Here is a 3797-nt window from a genome sequence, read left to right as displayed (position 1 = left end):
GGTTCGGCCGGGGCGGAGGGGGTGCTGCTGCCGCCGAGGACGCGGAAGGTCGGCTCGGGCATCACGATGGCGGCGGCGTCGAAGGCGGCCAGGCACAGGCGGATCGCCTCCGAGCGGGCCAGCAGGATGCTGGTCTGGCTCTGCGCCACCCAGGCGGCGACGCGCAGGATCACCGCGCTGTCGCCCATCTCCTCGATCCAGACCGAGGGGGCCGGCTCGTCCAGCACGAAGGGCAGGGTGCGCACCGTTTCCAGCGCCAGCGCCTGCGCGGCGGCGAGGTCGGTGTCATAGGCGACGCCCAGGTCGACGAGGAACCGGCGCTGGTCATTGCGGGTGAAGTTGACGATGCGGCTTTTGAATACGGTGGCGTTGGGGATGCGGATGTGGTTGCCGTCAAAACTGAGCAGGATGGTCGCGCGCGAGGTCAGGCGGATCACCTTGCCCTGGTCGCCCTCGATCTCGACGGTGTCATTGGGGCGGAAGGGCTGGCGCATCGACAGCAGCACCGAGGCGATGAAATTCTCCACCGTGTCGCGCACCGCAAAGCCGATCGCCAGCCCGACGATCCCGGCCGCGCCGAGAATGGTGGAGAGCAGCGCGGTGGCGCCGAGGATGTCGAGCGCGACCACCAGCCCGGCGACCCCGAAGGCGATGCGCAGGATCTGGCGATAGATATCGGCGATGAAGGCATTGGGCGCGATCCGGTCCCAGGGCCGTTTCCAGCGCGCCAGCAGCACCCCCAGCAGCGTCACCAGCGCGAAGGCCAGCAGCGCGATGGACAGCAGCGGCAGGAAGGCGAGGAATTGCAGGAAACGGGCCTGGAACCGCTGCATCGCCGGGTTCAGCCGCTCGGCCACATCGGTGGATTCGCTCACCTCGTTGCGGATTGCCACCACGCCCTCGACCCGGCGGGCGATGTCGTTCAGGCGCGCCAGGGCGGCGCCGTCGATGGTGGTGCCGCGCAGGGTGACGATGCCCGAGGACACCGCGACGGTGATGTCGTCATAGCCCTCCAGTTCGGCGAGGATGCCGCGCAGGCGCTGGGCGATGGCGGCGTCCTGGCCGGCGCTGTCCTGCACCGTGATGGTGCCGGCGGGCTGATCGCTGTCCTGGGCCGATACGGTGGCGGGCAGGGCAAGCAACAGCAGGATCAGGAACAGGCGCATTTCACCATCGCGGTCAAGTTAGGACTGCGACAGAGGTTAGACGGGCCGGACGCCGCCGGGAAGGGGCGCAGGCCTCAGTCGCGCAGTTCGTCCGGGGCCACGCCCCACAACGCGCGTTTTTCCACCCAGCCGCGATAGCCACCGGCGCTGATCCGGCACCAGACCGGGTTGCAGGCGCCCAGCCGGGCGACAACGCCCACCTCGAAGGCGGCGGCAACCGGCGCATTGGTGTCGGGCTGGGTATAGACCGGGGTCATGTCCTCTTCGATCAACACGGTGCGCACGCCCGACAGCAGCGCGTAATGCACCCAGCCGCCGGCGCCGTCGCGGTCCTGAACGCGGCGCCAGTGGCCATGTTCGGCGGTGACCTCCAGCGGCATGTCGCGGCGCTTGAACACCCAGTCGATGCGATGCGACAGCGATGGCCCGCGGCGCACATTGCCCTCGTCGGTTTTCAGCGAGACATAGCGCGGCAGCGGCAGGTGGGTGACAGGACCCAGCCGATTATCCGCCGCCATTGCCGCGCCGGTCAGACTCGAAAAGATTGCCGCTGCCGTCAGGCGGCGAAGTGCCTTGGTCAAACTTGTCACCGGAACCTGCCCGTCTGCTCGTCTTGTCATTTGAACCGGCTGCGAAAATTGCCGCATGGGTTCTTGTGCCCCGCCTGATCCTGCGCCACGATGCCACGGCGCGCGGGGATTTGAAAAGCCGAGGGAGAGCAGCGGTGCCAAGAGAGCGTTTGAGTGTTGTCGTTACGCGACGGTTGCCCGAGCAGGTGGAATCGCGCCTGGCCGAACTGTTCGACGTGCGCCTGCGCAGTGACGATTCGCCGATGACCCGCGAGGAACTGGCCGAGGCGGTGAAAAGCGCCGATGTGCTGGTGCCCACGGTCACCGACCAGATCGATGCCGGGTTGATCGCCCAGGCCGGCGACCGGCTGAAACTGATCGCCAATTACGGTGCCGGGGTCGACCATATCGACGTCGCCACCGCGCGGCAGCGCGGCGTGCTGGTGTCCAACACCCCCGGCGTGCTGACCGACGACACCGCCGACATGACCATAGCGCTGATTCTCGCCGTCACCCGCCGCATCCCCGAGGGGCTGGCGGTGATGCAGCGCGGCGAATGGTCCGGCTGGGCGCCGACCGCCTTCCTGGGCGGGCGGCTGGGTGGCCGCCGGCTGGGCATCCTGGGCATGGGCCGGATCGGCCAGGCGGTGGCCCGGCGCGCGGCGGCCTTCGGCATGCAGGTGCATTACCACAACCGGCGGCGTCTGCGGCCCGAGATCGAAGAATCGCTGGGTGCGACCTGGTGGGAAAGCCTCGACCAGATGGTGTCGCGGATGGATATCATCTCGGTCAATTGCCCGTCGACGCCTTCGACCTTCCACCTGATGAACGCGCGGCGGCTGAAGCTGATGAAGCCGACGGCGGTGATCGTGAACACCTCGCGCGGCGAGGTGATCGACGAAAACGCACTGACGCGGATGCTGCGCGCGGGCGAGATCGCCGGCGCCGGGCTGGACGTGTTCGAACATGGCGCCGCCTTCAACCCGCGGCTGCGCGAATTGGACAACGTGGTGCTGCTGCCGCATATGGGCTCGGCCACGGTCGAGGGCCGGATCGAGATGGGCGAGAAGGTGATCATCAATATCAAGACCTTCGAGGACGGACATCGCCCGCCGGATCAGGTTGTGCCGTCAATGCTCTGACCATGCGGGCGTTTGTCGGCATCGCGGTCGCTGACGAGCTTGCCGATGCAATTGGTCGTGTGCAGGCGATGTTGCCGGTCGGGCGGCAGGTGCCGCAAGAGAACCTGCACCTGACCCTGGCCTTTCTCGACGACCAGCCCGAAGAGCGGCTGGAAGAGCTGCATTACCGGCTGGAGGCGATCCGCGCCGCACCGTTCGAACTGGGCTTCGCCGGGCTGGGCACCTTCGGCGGCGATCTGCCCCGCGTGGTGTTTGCCGATGTCGCCCCCAGCGCGGCGCTGACCGACCTGCAGCGCCGGGTGGTCTCGGCGGCGCGGCAGGCCGGGATCACGCCCGAGGCGCGGCGTTTTCATCCGCATGTGACGCTGGCGCGGCTGCGGCCCGGGGCCGGGGAGGCGGCGCGGATCGCCGGGTTCCTGGCCGATCACGGCGGCGCGCAATTGCCATCCTGTCCGGTGATGGCCTTCACGCTTTACCGTTCGGATCTGCATCCCGGCGGCGCCCGCTACGAGGAGCTGGCGCGCTACGACCTGCTGCCCTGAGCGCGGCTCTTGCCGGGCGCTGAGGCGCCGGTCTAGGCTGGCGGCGGTCCCCATGCGGAGCGTGCCGATGTCCCGAATTCTGTTCTCCCTGCTGATCTGGATCGCCGGTGTCGCCGCCGTCCCGGCGCAACAGGCCGCCGATGCGGTCCAGCCCGAGATGGCCACCGAAACCGGGATGCAGGCGATCTCGCCCGCGGTGGCGGCGGCGCTGGCGGCCAAGGCGGCCGGGCGGCCGGTAGAGGCCGAGAACTGGATGGTTGCCGCCGCCAACCCGCTGGCGGTCGAGGCGGGGGCGGCGATGCTGCGCGCCGGCGGCAGCGCCGCCGACGCGATGGTTGCGGTGCAGACGGTGCTGGGCCTGGTCGAGCCGCAATCCTC

Annotated in this window: 5 protein-coding genes; 3 read left to right on the top strand and 2 right to left on the bottom strand. The window is 68.9% G+C overall.

What is annotated here, in order from left to right; all coding sequences use genetic code 11:
* Positions 1-1166 (bottom strand): mechanosensitive ion channel family protein (locus CVM52_RS24290; RefSeq protein WP_100164879.1); only part of this gene is annotated, 1166 nt, incomplete at its 3' end.
* 74 nt (positions 1167-1240) lie between these two features.
* Entirely contained in the window at positions 1241-1684 is a 444-nt protein-coding gene (locus tag CVM52_RS24285) for an SH3 domain-containing protein (protein WP_240621064.1), read from the bottom strand.
* A gap of 206 nt (positions 1685-1890) precedes the next feature.
* Between CVM52_RS24285 and CVM52_RS24280 the strand changes: the two genes are divergently transcribed.
* The 3 genes from CVM52_RS24280 to CVM52_RS24270 all read left to right on the top strand — a co-directional run.
* Positions 1891-2877 carry a 2-hydroxyacid dehydrogenase gene (locus CVM52_RS24280; protein ID WP_100164877.1) on the top strand — a complete coding sequence of 329 codons (987 nt, stop codon included), beginning with the start codon at positions 1891-1893 and terminating at the stop codon, positions 2875-2877.
* Positions 2878-2879: 2 nt separating this feature from the next.
* Positions 2880-3419, top strand: a complete 540-nt coding sequence (gene thpR / locus CVM52_RS24275) for an RNA 2',3'-cyclic phosphodiesterase (protein ID WP_100164876.1) — start codon at positions 2880-2882, stop codon at positions 3417-3419.
* 67 nt (positions 3420-3486) lie between these two features.
* Positions 3487-3797: gamma-glutamyltransferase (locus tag CVM52_RS24270; protein WP_205965023.1), on the top strand; the 311-nt coding region annotated here is incomplete at its 3' end.

It is taken from the genome of Pseudooceanicola lipolyticus, from assembly GCF_002786325.1.
In the GTDB taxonomy this organism is placed as follows: Bacteria; Pseudomonadota; Alphaproteobacteria; order Rhodobacterales; family Rhodobacteraceae; genus Pseudooceanicola_C; species Pseudooceanicola_C lipolyticus.
This window is presented reverse-complemented; position numbering and strand designations above follow the sequence as displayed.